A 16,630-nucleotide genomic window follows, 5' to 3' on the forward strand; every position below is an offset into this window, starting at 1 on the left:
TCAGGATTGGCTGCGAGGGTCGAGGACGTCGCGCAAGCCGTCGCCCAACAGGTTGAAGGCCAGGCTGACCAGCATGATCGCCGCACCCGGCGCCGCCACCAGCCACCAGCTTTCGAGCATGTAGCGCCGGCCAGTGGAGATCATCGCGCCCCACTCCGGCAACGGTGCCTGGGCGCCGAGGCCGAGAAAACCCAGGGCGGCGGCGGTGAGGATGATGCTTGCCATGTTCATGGTCAGGCGGATGATCACCGACGACAGGCACATCGGGATGATATGGCGCAGGATGATCCGGGTACTCGACGCGCCCTGGAGCTGTACCGCGACGACAAAGTCGGCGTTGCGCAGCGGCAAGGTTTCTGCGCGAGCCAATCGGGCGATCGGCGGCCAGGCCGTCAGCGCGATGGCAATCACCGCGTGCTCCAGGCCCGGGCCAAGCGCCGCGATGAAGGCCAGCGCCAGCACCAGGCTCGGAAACGAGATGAAGATGTCGGTGATGCGCATGAACAGGCTGTCGACCCAGCCGCCGAAGTAACCGGAGATGGTCCCGACCAACAGGCCGATGGGACCGACGATCACCGTCACCAGCAAGACGATGTACAAGGTGATGCGCGAGCCGTACACCAACCGGGCGAACACATCGCGACCGTATTCATCGGTGCCGAACCAGTGCGCGCTGCTGGGCGCTTGCAACGCACCGGCGAGGTTCTGCAGCAACGGGTCGTGACCGGCGATCCATGGCGCGAACGCCGCGACCACCATCAAGGTCGAGACGACGACCAGGCCGGCAAAGGTCATCGGGTTGCGCAGCAGAAATCGCAGCAGCCGGGCGGCGCTGGCAAGCAGCGCTGCCGTACTCGAAGCGGGCAGCGCGGCACTGCCGGCGGCACTGGAAGCAAGAGGCAGATTCATTAGCGAGTCCTCGGGTCGAAGATCTTGTACAGCGCATCGCTGATCAGGTTCAGCGTCACGAAGATGAGGCCGATCAGCAGCACGCAGGCCATCACCGCGTTCATGTCGCCGAGCAACAGACTGCTTGTCAGGTACTGGCCGAAGCCCGGCCAGGCGAACACGGTTTCGATCAGCACCGCGCCCTCCAGCAGTCCGCCGTAGGCCAGCGCGACAATCGTCAACAGCTGCACGCGGATGTTGCCGAAGGCGTGGCCCCAGACGATCTTGCGCTGGGACAAACCCTTGACCCGTGCGGTGATGATGTACTCCTGGGACAGCTGCTCGAGCATGAAGCTGCGCGTCATGCGGCTGATGTAGGCGACCGAGTTGAAACTGAGGATCACCGCCGGCAGCAGGATATGCCGCAGCGCGCTGCGAAAGGCTTCCCAATCGCCGGACCAGGCGGTGTCGATCAACAGCAGCCCGGTGTGCCTCGGAATCAGCCCGTCGTAGGCCAGGCCGATTCGCCCGACGCCACCGGCCCAGCCCAACCAGGCGTAGAACACCAGGAAGGCCATCATGCCGATCCAGAAGATTGGCGTGGAATAGCCGAACAGCGTGATCAACCGCGCGACATGGTCACCGGCGCGGCCCTGATGAGTCGCCGCGTAGACACCCAGCGGCAGGCCCGCCAGCACGCCGAACAGAATGGCCAGGGTCGCCAGTTCCAAGGTGGCCGGAAACACCCGGGCGATGTCGCTGATGACCGGGTTGCCGGTCAGCAAGGCCATGCCGAAGTCGCCGTGGAGCAGGTCGCCGAGGTAGATCGCGAACTGGGTCCACAGTGGCTTGTCCAGGCCCAGCTCCTGATAGACCTGGGCGTAGGCCGAAGCGTCGGCGTCCGGGCCAACGATTGCCAGCACCGGGTCCAGCGGCATCACCCGGCCGATAAAAAAGGTCAGCAGCAGCAACCCCAGCAGCGTTACCGCTACCGAACCGCCGCGCCGGGTCGCCGAAGCGGCCCGGGTTGTCCAGATTGAAAAGGATGCAGTCGACATGTTCATTTCCTGCCTTGGCCTTGAGGCCGTCGATTTCAGCGCTGCTTGTAGACGTCGCGAAGACGCGTGGTGGCGGCGGTGTGGCCGATGTAGTTGCGCACGTCGGCGTGAATCACCACCTCGTCGACCATCTGCGAGACCGGCATGATTGCCCCGGCCTGTTGGTCATAGAGGGTCTGGACCTGGGCGTACATTTGCCGCTGCCGCTCGGGGTCGCGCTCGCGCTCGGCCTGTTCGATCAACTGATTGAGCTGCGGGTTGAAGAACGAGGTGCGCCAGCCCTGGAAGTTGCTCAATTTGGCTTCGCTGCGGTTGTCCGGGTTGTACACCAGGGCCCGCAGGCTCGAATGCGGATGGCGCTCCGCCCCACCACCGCCACGCCCCACGAGGATGTCGAACTGGCGGTCGCGCATCGCCCCATAGATCTGGTTGCCGGTGCCGGTGATGATCGTCGCCTGGATGCCCGCCTGGGCCAGCGTCGCTTGCAGGCTGGTGGCGATGTTGATGAAGGGCGGGTCGGTCAGCGAACGGATGCTCACCTTGAAGCCCTCGGCGTGACCGGCTTCTGCCAGCAGGCGGCGAGCCTCGGCCACGTCCAGGCGATAACCCGGATCGTCCAGGCGTGCCGGCAAGCCCAGTTGCATCGGGCGCTGGTTGATCACGCCGTAGTGCGGCATCACCACGTCGTTAATGCCTTGGTAGTCGATCAGCAGACGGATCGCCTGGCGCACCCGGATGTCCTGGAACAGCGGCTGCTGCATGCTCATCGCCACGTAGTACAGCGTGCCGCGGGCGATGCTCTGGATGCGCACCGCATCCACCTTGCCCAGCGCCTTGATATCGGTGGCCGCCATGCCGCGGGCGACATCCAGGTCACCGCGCTCGACCATCAGGCGCAGGGCCTGGGACTCGGTCATGTTGCGCATGATCACCCGGCGCAACTTCGGCGCGCCGCGCCAGTAGTCCTCGTTGCGGCTCATCAGGATCACATCGTTGGCGCGCCAGATATCCAGCTTGAATGCACCGGACCCGGCGGTGTGCGTAGCCAGCCACGCCGCGCCCTGATCGTCACCCACCTGATGTTGCAAGGCCACCGAGCGATCGACGATGAAAGCACTGGGCGAGGTAGCCAAGGTATTGAGCACCAGCAACGGATCGGTGCTGCGCGGCAACTCCATGACAAAGGTGTGTGGCCCTTCGGCGCGCATCAGTTTGACAACGTTTTCGGCGGTGAAACCGTAGGCCTTCCAGGTCGACGCCAGGGCGCGATTGAGGATGACCACGCGCTGCAAGGACCAGGCGACATCTTGTGCAGTGAGCGGCGCACCGGAGTGAAAACGGACGTCGTCACGCAACTGGAAGGTCAGGCGCATGCGGTCCGGGCTGACTTCCCAGCTTTTCGCCAGGGCCGGCACCAGCGTATCCGGCTGCGCCGCGTCCTGCTCCAGGAGCATGTCGTAGACATTGGCGTTGACCTCGGCCACTTCCAGGCCGGTCGCGGCCGCCGGGTCCAGGGACAGCAGGTTGATCATGCTCATGCCCACCACCAATTGGTCGGCGGGCGTTTCGCCTTGGGCCAGGCTGACGGGCACCTGCACTGCGCACAGGGCCACGATGACACACAGCAGCCTGGTCAGGCGCTTGGGCCAGAGTTTCATGGTTCAGTCCTTTCTTATATTTATAAAGACTTGTCGCCCGGGCCGCTCAGCCTCGGACGTGGTGCGCCATCAGTGTCGAGACAAGGTGTTGGCTTCGATATACGCGAAGTTGATGTCCTCGCCCAACCCCGGCCGATCAGACAGATGCACGTAACCGTCGGTATCCATCGGGTCGACAAGACTGTTGAGGTGTGCCGGCACTTCCTCGTAATCGAGGAACGGGTGCAGCAGGCCGCGCTCGTACCACCGGCAGTTGCTGATCGCGCCCACAACCGCCAGGTTCGCCGCGCCGTTGCCGTGGACCTCGCAATCCATGCCGAACGACTCGGCCAGGTGCGCCACTTTCAGGCAAGGGCCGATACCGCCGACGCCAGCCACGCCGGCGCGCAGGATGTCACAGGACTTCTGTGTCACCCAACTGGCGCGGCTGTGGAATTTTCCGGCAATGCTTTCCGGGCCCAGCACCGGGATGTCCAGGTTGGCGGCCAGCCAGGCGTACGACTCGGCGGAGTCTTCCATCATTGGTTCTTCGAACCAGGCGAAATTGAGTTTTTCCAGGGCCTTGCCAATGGTCAGCGCATCCATGCGGCTGTACCAGTGGTAGCCATCGAGCATCAGTGCGATGTCCGGGCCGACCGCCTCGCGCACGGCGGCGCAGGCCTGGATGTCCATTTGCGGATTCGGCGCGAAGGAGATCGGCGGCATCCAGGTGTGCAGCTTGATTGCCTTGTAGCCGCGCTTGACGAGCTTTTCGGCGAACTGGCCGTACTCATCCGGCGTCGACAGACCGCCCGGCAAATCATCGCCGCACATGGTCGAGCCGTAGGCCAGGACTTTGTCACGGTAACCGCCGATGAGCTTGTGCACCGGCAACTTCAGCTTGCGCCCGGCCAGATCCCACAAGGCTTGCTCAACCAGCGCCAGCGCGCGGTCGGTGAACTGGCCGGCGCTGCCGCGCTGCCAGTGCGCCAGGTCTTGCCAGATGCTCTCACGGTCCATCGGGTCGCGGCCGATCAGCACCTTGCGCACGAACGATTCGATGATGTGTGGACGAATCAACTCGGGCGTACCGAAGGCGTAACCCTCCGAGCCATCGTCGCAGCTGATGCGCAGCAGGGCCATCTTGATCATGACTTCGTCGCCTGGATGGGCGTGGCCGGCGCTGTCCTGGGCGCGGCGCGACGGGGTGGAAAAGATTTCGACGTGAACGCCTGTAATTCTCATAAGAAGGAGCCACCGTGTGGTTATTTTTATTTGTATGTCGTCATACAACATGGCGGATTATTTGTACGTTTACTCGCAGCTGTCAAGCCTGGGCATCAGCTAAATATGAGGTTTTTCGGATCAGCTCTATTTTTGAAAAGATGACGACTTGAAATGTCGTCATACCACGATCTAATAATCAGCTCGTTTCCCTTGGGAAATTCTGGCTACAGTGACGTGGCCCATCTGTGCCCGCCTTGTGGAGACCGGTATGAAAAATTTCACCATCGAGCGCATCGACCACGTCGTACTGCGCGTGACGAACATCGAGCGCAGCCTCGCCTTCTACACCTCGGTGCTCGGTTGCGAACTGAAGAAGCGGCGGGACGATTTGGGGTTGGTCCACCTCGGCGCCGGGGCGTCGATGATCGATCTGGTGGATGTCGAAGGACCGCTCGGCCGTCAGGGTGGCGCGGCGTCGGGCAGGCAGGGGCACAACGTCGATCACTTCTGCCTGCGCGTCGAACCGTTTGACGAACAAGCCCTGCTCGCTCATCTGGGGGCAGCCGGGCTGGATGTCGAGAAGGCACAGATGCGCTATGGCGCGGAGGGGCAAGGCTGGTCGATCTATTGCTTGGACCCGGATGGCAACCAGATCGAGTTGAAGGGACCGGCGCTGGAGCCTTGAGCTCCAGCGGGACTTACGCTGCCGGGGTGCGCTTGTATCGACTCAGACCAAAAGATGCCTGGAAATGACCTTAGAGATTTCGACGATGCCGGTCTTGCCGGTGAATTCGAACTTCACCTTGCCCAAGGACGAAAAATAAATCTCCAGTTCGGAATCCAGGTCGAAGGTGCCGGAGGTTTCCACCGAGTACGCAACGATATTTTTGTAGGGCAGCGAGGTGAAATCCTTCTTGCTGCCGGTAATGCCCTGCACGTTTACCGCGATGATGCGTTTGTTGGTGAACACCACGCCATCACGCATCGACTTGTAGGCGTCGATCACCTGTTCACCGTCCAGCAACAGATCCGAGACGCGTTCGGCGTATTCGTTGTTTTGCTTGAGCTTGAAGAAGCCTTTGTTGTTGAAGTCGATCATTGTCAAATCCATGAAATAAAAAGACGCGCGAATAACGTGTACGACTCGGTCAGATCCTGCTCCTGCGCCGTCGACGCCAGATGATGCCCACCACTACCGCCGTGATCGCCACCCCGATGTTTCCAAACAGCCAGATCGCGAAGTTGCGGCTCTGGTCCGCCTCGCTTTCGTATAACGGTCCAAAGTAGCTTCCGATCAGTATAAAAAACAGATTGAAGGCACCCACGGCCAACGCGACGAACAATAAGACAAACAGGACGCCCTTGATCACGTTCATATGACCTTCCAGAACCAGATGTCCTTGGACTCATGGTAATCGGAGAATGTACCTTCGATGGAGAAGCCCATTTGTATCCGTGGGTAACTCAACCAATCTGTCAGTCGACGGCCATTCCACAGATCGATATGGTCGCCACTGCGGTTGGCAGGGGTTTCATTCGCACGACGCCAGAAATCCTTGAAAAAAATAATGCCTTGCTGCCCTTCAAGGCTGCTCTCGAAGTCCTCGCTCTTGACGATTTTCATGCCTTGCAAGCCGGGAATCCTGGCCCGACTCAAGGCTTTGGCCAGTTCTTCGGCAGCCAGTATGTGCCCTTCGCTCTTGGGGTGTTGCCAACAATGACGCACACCTCTGAGCTGGCCCATGTCGACACCTGCGCGCCGCAGGGCGACGCCGAGGTTGATTGCGCATTGGTCGCTGAAGTTCTTCGAGCCATTGGTTCGGCAGGGGGCGGCATCGCCGAATATTTCCGGATGACTTTTCCACAACTTGTCGAACGTGAACATCCTGCCTCTCCTGAGATTTCTGATCCTGAGGGGCCTAGCCTAGCAGATGACAAGAGCCCCCCATTTGCTCGGTTTTCTTTTCATCAGCGTTTTTTCTCCTAGACTTGCATTGATTCATTTTCGAATCAGTGCGCATGCCAAGCGGTAATGCAAAAGGAATAAACGCAAATGCTCAAGCCCTTATGGAAAGCGCTCATCTGCACCCTGGTTTTTAGCGCACTGGGCAGCGCCTACGCAGCCGCCCCCATCGTGATCAGGTTTTCCCATGTGGTGGGCGAACAGACGCCCAAGGGCCAGGGCGCCCTGATGTTCAAGAAGCTGGTGGAGGAGCGGTTGCCGGGCAAGGTCACGGTGGAGGTGTATCCCAACTCCACACTGTATGGCGACGACAAGGAAATGGAAGCGTTGCTGCTGGGAGACGTGCAGATCATCGCGCGGTCACTGGCCAAGTTCGAGCAGTACACCCGCAAGGTGCAGTTGTTCGACTTGCCGTTCCTGTTCGATGACATTGCCGCGGTGGACCGTTTCCAACAGAGCCCCGAGGGCCAGCAGCTGCTCAAGTCCATGGAGAGCAAGAACGTCACCGGCCTGGCCTATTGGCACAACGGCATGAAGCAGCTGTCGGCGAACAAACCCCTGCGCACGCCCGAAGATGCGCGCGGCCTGGTCTTCCGCGTGCAGACTTCCGCGGTGCTGGAGGAACAGTTCAAGGCGGTGAGTGCCAAAGGCCAGCCGATGATTTTTTCGGTGGTGTATCAGGGCTTGCGAACGGGGCTGGTCAATGGCACGGAAAATACCTATTCGAACTTCTACAATCAGAAACTGCATGAGGTACAGAAATACGTTACCGAGTCCAACCACGGCATCCTCGACTACATGCTGATCACCACATCGGATTTCTGGAACGGCCTGCCGCCGGATATCCGCGGTGAGCTGGAAAAGATCGTGGTCGAATCCACCGCTCATGCCAACAAGGAAGCGGAGCGATTCAATCAGCTGGACAAACAGCACGTCTTGGACGCCAAGACCACTGAGATCATGACCCTCACGCCGCAAGAGCGAGATGCCTGGCGAGAGAAAATGAAACCGGTATGGGCGAAGTTCGAAAAGGATATCGGCCCGGAGCTGATCAAAGCCGCCGAAGCGTCCAACAAGACGCAGTAAAGCCCCGAACTTGATGTCAAAATGCCCCGGCAAGCTGTTTTTCTGCCTAGACTTGCAAGTGTCCCACCGTGCGTCGTGTTTTGAATGAGCCCGCACGTGAAAAACTAAAAATAAAAGGAACCCCCTATGTTTAAACCTATGTGGAAAGCACTCGTCTGCACATTGGCCCTCAGCGCGTTGAGCAGCGCCATGGCGGCTGATCCGGTGGTTATCAAGTTCTCGCACGTGGTGGCCGAACAAACCCCCAAAGGCCAAGGCGCGTTGCTCTTCAAAAAGTTGGTGGAAGAGCGATTGCCGGGCAAGGTTAAGGTCGAGGTGTACCCCAACTCGTCGTTATTCGGCGATGGCAAGGAAATGGAAGCCCTGCTCTTGGGTGACGTGCAAATGATCGCGCCATCGCTCGCCAAGTTCGAGCAATACACCAAGACGGTGCAGTTGTTCGACCTGCCGTTCCTGTTTGATGACATCTCTGCCGTGGACCGTTTCCAACTGAGCCCTGAAGGTCAGAAACTGCTCAAGTCCATGGAAAGCAAGAACATCACCGGCCTGGCCTATTGGCACAACGGCATGAAGCAACTCTCCGCCAACAAACCGCTGCGCGAACCCAAGGATGCCCGTGGCTTGAAGTTCCGCGTGCAGGCGTCTGCCGTGCTCGAAGAACAGTTCAAGGCGGTCAATGCCAACCCGCGCAAGATGAGTTTCGCCGAGGTGTACCAAGGCCTGCAGACCGGCGTGGTCAACGGTGCGGAAAACCCCTACTCGAACATCTACAGCCAGAAAATGCATGAAGTGCAGAAGTACATCACCGAGTCCAACCATGGCTTGCTCGACTACATGCTGATCACCAACACCAAGTTCTGGAATGGCCTGCAGCCGGACGTACGCAGCGAACTGGACAAGATCCTTGTGGAAGTCACCGCCCATGTGAACAAGGAAGCGGCGCAACTGAACCAGAACGACAAGCAGCGCATCCTCGACGCCAAGACCACCGAGATCATTACCCTCACGCCTGAAGAACGCAACGCATGGCGCGACAAGATGAAACCGGTCTGGAAGAAGTTCGAAGGTGACATCGGCGCTGACCTGATCCAAGCCGCCGAAGCCTCCAACAAGGCTCAGTAATGGGTTGGTCGGCGCTGCCGCCGTGGCAGCGCCGGCCTGTCGTCCTCCCTGCAGGAGATGCCATCCATGAACGCCCTTCGGCGCACCTGGGAACATTTCGAGGAAGGTTTCATTGCCTTCCTTCTGGCCGCCATGACGTTGGTCACTTTCGTCTACGTGGTCCTCAACAACCTTTATGCAGTGTTCTACAGCCTTGGCGATAACTGGCCAGCCGCCAGCGAACCGATGTTCGCCATTGGCGACGGCATCATGGGCATGGCCCAGGCCATGACCTGGAGCAGCGCGCTGACCAAGGCGCTGTTTGGCTGGCTGATTTTTTTTGGCCTGTCGTATGGCGTGCGCACGGCCGGCCACATTGGCGTCGACGCGTTGGTGAAACTGGCGAGCAAACCGGTGCAGCGCATTATCGGCGTGATCGCCTGCCTGTGCTGCCTGGCCTACGCCGGGTTGCTGGCCGTGGCGAGTTACGAATGGATCAATACCTTGATGATTGCCCAGATCGGCGCGGAAGACCTCGGCCATTTCGGCATCATGCAATGGCACGTAGGGCTGATCGTGCCGGTAGGTTTTGCCTTGGTGTTTATCCGCTTCGCGGAAATCCTGGTGCGCATCCTGATGAACCGTCAGACAGGCCTGGGTCTTGCCGATGAAGCGGCCGAAGCGATCAAACTGACCGAGATCGAGGAAGACAAGCCATGACCATTGCCTTCCTGTTCATCGCGCTGTTCGTGCTGATGTTCATCGGCGTGCCCATCGCAATTTCCCTCGGGCTGGCCGGTTCACTGACGATTATTTTCTTCAGCCCCGATTCGGTACGCTCCCTGGCAATCAAGCTGTTCGAGACATCCGAACACTACACCCTACTGGCGATTCCGTTCTTCCTGCTGGCCGGTGCGTTCATGACCACGGGTGGCGTGGCGCGACGGTTGATCGACTTTGCCAACGCCTGCGTCGGACACGTCCGCGGTGGCCTGGCGATTGCGGCGGTGCTGGCGTGCATGCTGTTTGCCGCATTGTCCGGTTCCAGCCCCGCGACGGTGGCAGCGGTGGGTTCGATTGCCATCGCCGGCATGGTGCGCTCAGGTTATCCCCAGGCGTTTGGTGCCGGTATCGTCTGCAACGCCGGGACCCTGGGCATCCTGATTCCGCCGTCGATCGTCATGGTGGTCTATGCCGCCGCGACCGAAACCTCGGTAGGCAAACTGTTCATGGCCGGTGTGATACCGGGCCTGCTGCTGGGGTTCTTCTTGATGGTGGCGATCTACATCGTCGCGGTTAAGAAAAAACTCCCGGCGATGCCTCGGGCGACGCTGCGGGAATGGCTGAGCACGGCACGCCAGGCCATCTGGGGCTTGCTGCTGATGGTGATCATCCTCGGTGGGATCTATTCGGGGATGTTCACGCCCACCGAAGCAGCAGCAGTGGCGGCGGTCTACTCAGCGTTTATCGCGCTGTTCGTCTACAAGGACCTGACGTTCCGCGAAACCCCCAAGGTGCTGCTGGAGTCGGCCAAGCTGAGCATCATGCTGATGTTCATCATCGCCAACGCCATGCTCTTCGCCCACGTGCTGACCACCGAGCAACTGCCGCAGCAGATCACTGCGTGGGTGATCGAGGCCGGGCTGACGCCAGTAACCTTCCTCCTGGTGGTCAACATCGTGCTGCTGATTGCCGGTGCGTTCATGGAGCCTTCGGCGATCATCCTGATCCTGGCGCCGATCCTGTTCCCTATCGCCATGAAGCTGGGCATCGACCCGATCCACCTGGGCATCATCATGGTGGTGAACCTGGAGATCGGCCTGATCACGCCGCCGGTGGGCTTGAATCTGTTCGTCACCTCGGCGGTGACCGGCATGTCGCTGACGGCGACCATCCGCGCGGCCATGCCGTGGCTGATGATTCTGCTGGCGTTCCTGGTGCTGATTACCTATGTACCGTGGATCTCGCTCGCGCTGCCTAACTGGTTGGGGATGAGCTGATTATTCCGAGCTGAACATACCGCCCTGTGGTGAGGGAGCAATGCTCCATTGCCGCAGGTGCGCGTGCCCCCTCCCAGCGTACGCATGCGTTATGATCCCTGCTTTATTCTGAAGCAGAGCTTTTCCCACGCATGTTGCCGGCCCCTTCCGATACCCCGATCACCCTCCCCCCCGTCCTTGTCGGCCCGCTCTTGCGACGACTGGAGCCGACGCGGCTGGTGATGTGGCTGGTGGGGACGCGAGCGTTGGCGTTGACGCTGAGTATCGACGGCGTCGGCGACCTGGCGCTGGATGCGTCGCGCTGCACCGTGGTGCCGGTGGGGCAACGAGCGTTTGTGCATTTGATCGATGTGACACTCGATACGCCCTTGCCCCAGGACGTGGCGATTGACTACGACCTGCTGGTGGACGGCGTCCCCATTGCCGAATGGGCGCCGTATCTGTTGTACGGCGACGCAAAGCGTCCGAACTTCATGCTGCATTCGCGCATAAAACAGCTGGTCCACGGCTCTTGTCGTAAACCCCATTTCCCGGCCAATGATGGTCTGCTCTGTGTCGACCGCTTGTTGGCGGAGTCTGCGGAGCAGCGTCCGGCATTGCTGATGATGAGCGGCGACCAGGTGTACGCCGACGATGTCGCCGGGCCGATGTTGCGGGCGATTCATGCCCTGATCGAGCGCTTGGGCCTGTTCGAGGAGTGCCTGGAAGGTGCGGTGGTGGAAGACAGCGCCAAACTCTACCAACACCCGGCCAGTTATTATCACCGCGCGGATCTGTTACCGGCGCTTGAGAGCAACAAAACCCTGCGCGAACGCTTTTTCGGCGGGGCGCGCAAGCCGATCTTCACCAGCAGCAGCGCCGACAACCATCTGGTGACCTTCGCCGAGGTCATGGCAATGTATCTGCTGGTGTGGTCGTCCGTACCGTGGACGCTGATCGATCCGCAACCGCCTGAATTGACCGCCGAACGGCGCCAGCGCTACGACCTCGAACAACAGCGCATCGAGGCATTCAAGACCGGGCTGGATGGCGTGGCACGGGTGTTCGCCCATCTTTCGTGCCTGATGATTTTCGATGATCACGATATCACCGATGACTGGAACCTGTCCGCGCAATGGGAGGAAACGGCCTACGGCCATCCCTTCTCCAAACGCATCATCGGCAACGCGCTGATCGCCTATCTGCTCTGCCAGGGCTGGGGCAACAACCCGGATGCCTTTGGCGAAGTGATCGAGCAGACCGTGGCCTTGAGCGACACCGCCCGGGACCGCTACATCGACAGCGGGCCCCAGGATGCGTTGATCGACACCCTGCTCGGTTTCCAGCAATGGCATTACGTGTTGCCGAGCACGCCGGCGCTCGTGGTGCTCGACACCCGCACCCGCCGCTGGCGCAGCGAGAATAGCCTCAAGCAGCCGTCGGGCCTGCTGGACTGGGAAGCCCTGAGCGAACTGCAGCAGGAACTGCTGGACCATCCCTCGGCGATCATCGTCTCGCCGGCCCCGATCTTTGGCGTCAAGCTGATCGAGACCGTGCAGCGGCTGTTCAGCTGGTGCGGCTACCCGCTGTTGGTGGATGCGGAGAACTGGATGGCCCACCGTGGCGCGGCCCAGGTGATCCTGAATATTTTCCGCCACTCGCGCACGCCGGGAAGCTACGTGGTGTTGTCCGGCGATGTGCATTATTCCTTCGTCTACGAGGTGCTGATCCCGCACCGCAAGGGCGGCCCACGTGTCTGGCAGATCACCAGCAGCGGTATCAAGAACGAGTTCCCGCCGGCGCTGCTGGAATGGTTCGATCGGCTGAACCGCTGGCTCTATTCGCCACGCTCGCCCTTGAACTGGTTCACCAAGCGCCGCAGCATGCGCATCGTCCCCCATGTCCCGGAACATGCCGAAGCCGGGGAACGGCTGTGGAACTCGGCGGGGATCGGCCAGGTGTTTTTCAACGAACAGGGGCAACCGGCGCAGATCTATCAGCACAACGCCAACGGCAAGCCGCCCACGCGCATGCTGGCGCCGAAGTCGCCCTTGAGCTGAACGGCTATTTTTGCGAGCAGGCTCGCTCCCACAGGGATTGGGCAGGGTCAGGGTTCAGAACGCCAGTTGCAGGCTCTGTTGGCCTTCGAGGCTCAGCAGGAACTGTTTGGCGGCAAGGCCGCCGGCGAAACCGGTGAGGCTGCCGGAGGTGCCGATGACCCGATGGCAGGGCGCGATGATCGAGATCGGGTTGCGTCCGTTGGCGGCACCGACCGCGCGCGTCGCGGTAGGTTGGCCGATCTGGATGGCTATGTCGCGATAGCTGCGGGTTTCGCCGAACGGGATAGTCAGCAGAGCCTGCCAGACTCGCACCTGAAAGTCGGTGCCGGCGAAATCCAGTTCAAGCTCGAAACGGCGGCGTTGGCCAGAAAAATATTCCAGCAGTTGACGCTCGGTTTCCTTGAGGGTCGGATGATCACTGTCCTGCTCCAACGGTCCGAGGCGCACCCGGTTGAGCCGCTCGTTCTCCCACAGGATGGCCGCCAGCTTGGTGCCGCGGGCGACAAGGATCAGCTCGCCTACGGGGGATTGGATGGTTTGGTAAAGGGGCGGCATTCAAGTGGTTCCTTGGCTCACGCTCATTGGCTTTTGTGGCGAGGGGATTTATCCCCGCTGAGTTGCGGAGCAACTCATAGCTTGCCACACCGCGCTGTCAGATCTTAGGGTCGCTTCGCAGCCCAGCGGGAGCAAGCTCCCTCGCCACGGGAGTAAAGAACTCAGCCCAACAACCCCAAGGCCTTCGCCCGCGCTACGGCCTGGGTGCGGCGTTCGACGCCAAGTTTGCTGTTGATGTGGCTGGCATGGGTTTTTACCGTGTGCAGCGAGATGAACAACTGCTCGCTTATTTCCTGATTGGAACATCCCTGGGCGATCAGTTGCAGCACTGCCCTCTCGCGGCTGCTGAGGGTTTCGACCGGGACCGAGGGTTCGATCGCTGGCGTCGCGGCCGACGGCAAGCATTCGAGCAAGTGCTGGCGCACGTCACTGGGCGGCGCGTGCAGCAACTGTTCGCGCAGCCATTCACGATGCTCTCCCAACAACCATTCGAAAGGCTGCAACACGCCGCCTATGGCGGCATCGAACGCCTGGGCCAGGGTGCTGCGGGCCTCGGGCTCGCGGCCCAGGCGCAGCAGCAAGGCCACCTTCTGGTTGAGCACCATCACACTGAGCATCTGCCGCCCGGTTTGCTGTGCGTGTTCAAGCAAGGCATCGAGGCGCCCCTCGGCCTGCATCGGTTGGCCCTTTATGGATTCCAGCAACGCCTGCTGCAGCTCGACATGCAACGGCAACTGCGGGTGGAATTCCGGTGGCGCGGCGGCCCGCTCGCCGGTGTAGGTCTGGCCCAGCCGCGCCAGCCAGGCTTCGGCCAGCTCGGTACGGCCCTGCGCCAGCCAGAGCTCGCATTTGACCAGGGTGATCATCGCCAGGTAGTAAACCGGTGGTACATCCCAGATGTGCATCAGGCGCTCGGCCTCGGCCAGCTCGGCGAAGGCCCGGGCGAATTCGCCGTTATAGCCTTCGACCCGGGCAATCACGCAGTGGCCGATCAACACACTGATATCGCGACAAGCCCGGGCTTCGGTCAGGCCGGCCTGCAACCGTGTCAATCCGGCCTGGGACTGCATGCGCAGCGTCAACAGGAAACCTTCGTACAGCACCAATCGCGCGCGCACCGCATACAGCCGTTGCGGCGACAATCCGTGCAGCCGCTGCAGCCCCTGCTTCACTTCATCGAGCGCGCGCAGGATCTCCCCTCGCGCCTGCAACACCCGCGCACGATCGTAATGGGCCAGCGCCTCGAACAACGGATTGCCGACCCGCTGCGCCAGTTCGAGGGAGTCGCGGTTCAGCGCGCGGGCGCGCCACAGGTCACCGTCGGCAATCGCCAGGTTCGACAGGGTGGACAAGCACATCAGGCGCTGGCCATAGCGTTTCTGCGGCAGGCTTTCCAGGGCTTCGGTGCAATAGCGCAGTGTGGCCTCCCGGTCGCCACGCCCGCGGGCGACGATGCCGCTCAGGGCCAGCCACTGGGCGAGCATGGATTTTTGGGCGGTGGCCGACGGCGCCGGCAGGAAGCGACTCAAGTGGGCGGCCAGTTCCTCGGCGGCATCCAGTTGACTGGCCAGGCCCAACGCCCAGCTGTAGAGCACGATCAGCCGTGGGGTGCTGATGAGCAGGCTGTCAGGCAGGTCCATTTTCCAGCGCAGCAACATTCCGACGTTCTGCTCGGCCAGCAGTTGTTCTTCCGAAAGGTTCTGCACCAGGTTCGCCGCCACGTCCAGGTGCCCGGCACGCAACGCCTGCTCCACGGCTTCGTCGATGAGACCCTGGGCATTGAACCAGCGACAGGCGCGCAAGTGCAGGGTCGCGGCCGGCACCATGGCCGGCGCGCTGGGGCGGCTGCGCAACAGGTCGGAAAACAGGTGGTGGTAGCGATACCAGTGGCCGTGCTCGTCCAGCGGCACCAGAAAAACCTGATGGGCGGCCAGGTACTGAAGAATTTCGTGACTGTCATGGGCGTCGCGCACCGCATCGCACAGTTCGCTGCAAAAGCGCTCCTGTGGCGCGGTGTCGTAGAGAAACGCCTGCACCTCGGGGGGCAGGCAATCGATGACTTCTTCGAGCAGATAATCGCGAATCAGCCCTTCACCACCATGCAGGGCCTGGGGCAGCCGGCCTTCGCTACCGGCCTCGGAAGCCGCCAGCAGCCAGAAACGCAGCCCGGCGACCCAGCCTTCGCTGCGCTGGATCAGGCTCTCCAGTGCCTCGCCACGCAGCGAGCTGCTGTGGTGCTGGAGCAAGGTCAACGCTTCGTCATGGGTCAGGCGCAGGTCCTGCTCGTTGAGTTCGAGCAATTGCCGCGACAGGCGCAGACGCGCCAGGTGCCAGTCCGGACGCTGCCGGCTGGTGACCAGCACCAGCAAGCCCTCGGGCAGGTGATTGAGGAAAAACTGCAGGCAACGATCCAGCACCGGGCTCTGGGCCAGGTGGTAATCGTCGAGTACCAGCAACAGCGGGGCGCGGGAGGAGAGGTGGCTGGACAGTTCATCCAGCAAGCCGTCGAGCCACTCCTCGAAAGCAAAGGGCTGGTGCCGCTGGCGCATCTTCAGCAGGCCCAACGCCCGTCCGCCCAGCTGCGCATAAAAGGCCTGGAGCCCTTCGAGCAGCCGCTCCAGGAAGCGGCCCGGATCGTTGTCCCGGGCACTGAGCCCCAACCAGAGACTCCGCCAATGGGCCGGCAGGCTCTGGCAGAATTCCACCGCCAGGGAGCTTTTGCCGAACCCCGCCGGTGCACTCACCAGCAGCAGGCGACCGCCGAGCCCAGCGCTCAGACGCTCGCACAACCGCGGCCGCGGGACGTGACCGTCGGGCAAGGGCGGGCGGTAGAAACGCCCGTCCTGTACCGCGATGGCTGCGCGGGCAGAATCCGCAGGTGAAGACAAATCAGTCATGGCCGGCTCTTGTTGGAATGCGGGTGGCGGCGTTGCAGATGTCCGCAGACTAGCGGTAAACGAGGAGGTATTGAAGGGAGTGCTACAAATGGCTACAAAAAGGCTATAAGTGGTTGGCCGTTATTGTGGCTGGGGAGCTTTTTTTCAGGCAAAAAAACGCCCCGAACCAGCCGGGGCGT

The 16,630-nt window shown here is 61.3% G+C and carries 15 protein-coding genes; 6 read left to right on the forward strand and 9 right to left on the reverse strand.

Annotated features, from left to right (window positions below; genetic code table 11):
- From J3P91_RS22610 to J3P91_RS22625, 4 genes are all read right to left on the reverse strand, one after another.
- Positions 1-909, reverse strand: a complete 909-nt coding sequence (locus J3P91_RS22610) for an ABC transporter permease (RefSeq protein ID WP_434601807.1) — start codon at positions 907-909, stop codon at positions 1-3.
- Positions 909-1,946: an ABC transporter permease gene (locus J3P91_RS22615; RefSeq protein ID WP_305498912.1), complete on the reverse strand. Its 1,038-nt coding sequence runs from the start codon at positions 1,944-1,946 to the stop codon at positions 909-911. The genes J3P91_RS22610 and J3P91_RS22615 overlap by 1 nt, the downstream gene beginning before the upstream one ends.
- Before the next feature lie 35 nt (positions 1,947-1,981).
- Positions 1,982-3,604: an ABC transporter substrate-binding protein gene (locus J3P91_RS22620; protein WP_434601808.1), complete on the reverse strand. Its 1,623-nt coding sequence runs from the start codon at positions 3,602-3,604 to the stop codon at positions 1,982-1,984.
- Between the two features lie 69 nt (positions 3,605-3,673).
- On the reverse strand, positions 3,674-4,828 hold the full coding sequence (locus J3P91_RS22625; RefSeq protein WP_434601809.1) for a mandelate racemase family protein: 1,155 nt from the start codon (positions 4,826-4,828) through the stop codon (positions 3,674-3,676).
- A gap of 250 nt (positions 4,829-5,078) precedes the next feature.
- Between J3P91_RS22625 and J3P91_RS22630 the strand changes: the two genes are divergently transcribed.
- Complete coding sequence (locus tag J3P91_RS22630; protein WP_434571914.1) at positions 5,079-5,495, forward strand: VOC family protein; 417 nt, start codon at positions 5,079-5,081, stop codon at positions 5,493-5,495.
- Between the two features lie 42 nt (positions 5,496-5,537).
- On the opposite strand, the gene J3P91_RS22635 is transcribed toward J3P91_RS22630, so the two are convergent.
- From J3P91_RS22635 to J3P91_RS22645, 3 genes are read right to left on the reverse strand one after another with little or no spacing between them, the layout of a single operon-like run.
- Positions 5,538-5,909 carry a PH domain-containing protein gene (locus J3P91_RS22635; protein ID WP_305498907.1) on the reverse strand — a complete coding sequence of 124 codons (372 nt, stop codon included), beginning with the start codon at positions 5,907-5,909 and terminating at the stop codon, positions 5,538-5,540.
- Between the two features lie 49 nt (positions 5,910-5,958).
- On the reverse strand, positions 5,959-6,186 hold the full coding sequence (locus J3P91_RS22640) for a hypothetical protein (protein ID WP_434571912.1): 228 nt from the start codon (positions 6,184-6,186) through the stop codon (positions 5,959-5,961).
- On the reverse strand, positions 6,183-6,695 hold the full coding sequence (locus J3P91_RS22645; RefSeq protein WP_434571910.1) for a type VI secretion system amidase effector protein Tae4: 513 nt from the start codon (positions 6,693-6,695) through the stop codon (positions 6,183-6,185). Before J3P91_RS22645 ends, J3P91_RS22640 begins: the two co-directional genes overlap by 4 nt.
- Before the next feature lie 168 nt (positions 6,696-6,863).
- Between J3P91_RS22645 and J3P91_RS22650 the strand changes: the two genes are divergently transcribed.
- The 5 genes from J3P91_RS22650 to J3P91_RS22670 all read left to right on the forward strand — a co-directional run bounded on the left by J3P91_RS22650 (position 6,864) and on the right by J3P91_RS22670 (position 12,999).
- Positions 6,864-7,859: a TRAP transporter substrate-binding protein gene (locus J3P91_RS22650; protein ID WP_434601810.1), complete on the forward strand. Its 996-nt coding sequence runs from the start codon at positions 6,864-6,866 to the stop codon at positions 7,857-7,859.
- A 126-nt stretch (positions 7,860-7,985) separates the two neighbouring features.
- Positions 7,986-8,981, forward strand: coding sequence for a C4-dicarboxylate TRAP substrate-binding protein DctP (gene dctP, locus J3P91_RS22655; protein WP_434571906.1), 996 nt, complete (start codon positions 7,986-7,988; stop codon positions 8,979-8,981).
- A gap of 66 nt (positions 8,982-9,047) precedes the next feature.
- The gene (locus J3P91_RS22660) at positions 9,048-9,680 is read left to right on the forward strand and encodes a TRAP transporter small permease (RefSeq protein ID WP_434571904.1); all 633 of its coding nucleotides are present in this window, start codon (positions 9,048-9,050) and stop codon (positions 9,678-9,680) included.
- Positions 9,677-10,960: a C4-dicarboxylate TRAP transporter large permease protein DctM gene (dctM, locus tag J3P91_RS22665; protein ID WP_434601811.1), complete on the forward strand. Its 1,284-nt coding sequence runs from the start codon at positions 9,677-9,679 to the stop codon at positions 10,958-10,960. The genes J3P91_RS22660 and dctM overlap by 4 nt, the downstream gene beginning before the upstream one ends.
- Before the next feature lie 131 nt (positions 10,961-11,091).
- Positions 11,092-12,999: an alkaline phosphatase D family protein gene (locus J3P91_RS22670; RefSeq protein ID WP_434601812.1), complete on the forward strand. Its 1,908-nt coding sequence runs from the start codon at positions 11,092-11,094 to the stop codon at positions 12,997-12,999.
- A 54-nt stretch (positions 13,000-13,053) separates the two neighbouring features.
- On the opposite strand, the gene J3P91_RS22675 is transcribed toward J3P91_RS22670, so the two are convergent.
- Both J3P91_RS22675 and J3P91_RS22680 read right to left on the reverse strand, forming a co-directional pair.
- On the reverse strand, positions 13,054-13,554 hold the full coding sequence (locus J3P91_RS22675; protein WP_434571899.1) for a methylated-DNA--[protein]-cysteine S-methyltransferase: 501 nt from the start codon (positions 13,552-13,554) through the stop codon (positions 13,054-13,056).
- Positions 13,555-13,715: 161 nt separating this feature from the next.
- Positions 13,716-16,451, reverse strand: a complete 2,736-nt coding sequence (locus J3P91_RS22680) for a LuxR C-terminal-related transcriptional regulator (protein WP_434601813.1) — start codon at positions 16,449-16,451, stop codon at positions 13,716-13,718.
- Positions 16,452-16,630 lie beyond the last annotated feature (179 nt).

Source organism: Pseudomonas sp. Z4-7, from assembly GCF_051131965.1.
GTDB lineage: Bacteria > Pseudomonadota > Gammaproteobacteria > Pseudomonadales > Pseudomonadaceae > Aquipseudomonas.